General features: G+C 66.3%; 1 protein-coding gene. It reads left to right on the top strand.

Going from position 1 to position 1,864, the window contains the following annotated elements; all coding sequences use genetic code 11:
• Nucleotides 1-91 precede the first annotated feature (91 nt).
• Nucleotides 92-1,840 (top strand): glutamine--tRNA ligase/YqeY domain fusion protein, encoded by a 1,749-nt coding sequence (locus ABGA94_RS03905; RefSeq protein ID WP_375366438.1) that lies wholly within the window; start codon nucleotides 92-94, stop codon nucleotides 1,838-1,840.
• The last annotated feature ends 24 nt before the right edge of the window (nucleotides 1,841-1,864 follow it).

Here is a 1,864-nt window from a genome sequence, read left to right on the forward strand (position 1 = left end):
GCGCCTTGCCCAGCACCACGCGGCAACCCCGGCAGCCCTGCCCCGTACGCGCTAGACTGTTGGTCTTTCTGCCCTTTTTCGCCCCAGACTCATGTCCGAGCACACCCCCGCCAGCCCCGAGACCCCCGCCGACAGCCACGAGAAGCGCGATTTCATCCGCCAGATCGTGCGCGAGGACCTGGCCAGCGGAAAGCACCAGGCGATCAAGACCCGCTTCCCGCCGGAGCCGAACGGCTACCTGCACATCGGTCACGCCAAGTCGATCTGCCTGAACTTCGGCATCGCCGGTGAATTCAGCGGCGTCTGCAACCTGCGCTTCGATGACACCAACCCGGCCAAGGAAGATCCGGAATACGTGGCCGCGATCCAGGACGACGTGCGCTGGCTGGGCTTCAGCTGGAACGAGCTGCGCCACGCCTCGGACTACTTCCAGGCCTACTACCTGGCCGCCGAGAAGCTGATCGAACAGGGCAAGGCCTATGTCTGCGACCTGTCGGCCGAGGAAGTGCGCGCCTACCGCGGCACCCTGACCGAGCCGGGTCGCCCGTCGCCGTGGCGCGACCGCAGCGTCGAGGAAAACCTCGACCTGTTCCGCCGCATGCGCGCCGGTGAGTTCCCCGATGGCGCGCGCACCCTGCGCGCGAAGATCGACATGGCCAGCGGCAACATCAACCTGCGCGATCCGGCGCTGTACCGCATCAAGCACGTCGAGCACCAGAACACCGGCAACGCGTGGCCGATCTACCCGATGTACGACTTCGCCCATGCGCTGGGTGATTCGATCGAGGGCATCACGCACTCGCTGTGCACGCTGGAATTCGAAGACCACCGCCCGCTGTACGACTGGTGCGTGGACAACGTCGATTTCGCCCATGACGACGCGCTGACCCAGCCCCTGGTCGATGCCGGGCTGCCACGCGAAGCGGCCAAGCCGCGCCAGATCGAGTTCTCGCGCCTGAACATCAACTACACGGTGATGAGCAAGCGCAAGCTGATGGCGCTGGTCACTGAACAGCTGGTGGACGGCTGGGAAGACCCGCGCATGCCGACCCTGCAGGGCCTGCGACGCCGTGGCTACACCCCGGCCGCGATGCGCCTGTTCGCCGAGCGCGTGGGCATCAGCAAGCAGAATTCGCTGATCGACTTCAGCGTGCTCGAAGGCGCACTGCGCGAGGACCTCGACAGCGCCGCGCCGCGCCGCATGGCCGTGGTCGACCCGGTCAAGCTGGTGCTGACCAACCTTCCGGAAGGCCACGAAGAACTGCTGACCTTCAGCAACCACCCGAAGGACGAGAGCTTCGGCAGCCGCGAAGTTCCGTTCGCCCGCGAAGTGTGGATCGATCGCGAGGACTTCGCCGAAGTGCCGCCGAAGGGCTGGAAGCGCCTGGTGCCGGGCGGCGAAGTGCGCCTGCGTGGCGCCGGCATCATCCGCTGCGACGAAGTGATCAAGGATGCCGACGGCACCATCACCGAGCTGCGCGGCTGGCTGGATCCGGAATCGCGTCCGGGCATGGAAGGCGCCAACCGCAAGGTCAAGGGCACCATCCACTGGGTGAGCGCCGTGCACGGCGTGCCGGCCGAGATCCGCCTGTACGACCGCCTGTTCTCGGTGCCGAATCCTGACGACGAATCGGAAGGCAAGACCTACCGCGACTACCTGAACCCGGAATCGCGCCGTACCGTCACCGGCTATGTCGAGCCGGCCGCAGCCAGCGCCGCACCGGAGCAGTCGTTCCAGTTCGAGCGCACCGGCTATTTCGTCGCCGACCGCCGCGCTGTCGTGGACGGTGGGCATCCACGAACTGGAGGCCGGCCTGTGGTACGAGCAGAACGACCATAACGTGTCGCGCAACTTCTACTACAT

It is taken from the genome of Stenotrophomonas sp. 3diitr2024 (genome assembly GCF_042136455.1).
GTDB lineage: Bacteria > Pseudomonadota > Gammaproteobacteria > Xanthomonadales > Xanthomonadaceae > Stenotrophomonas > Stenotrophomonas sepilia.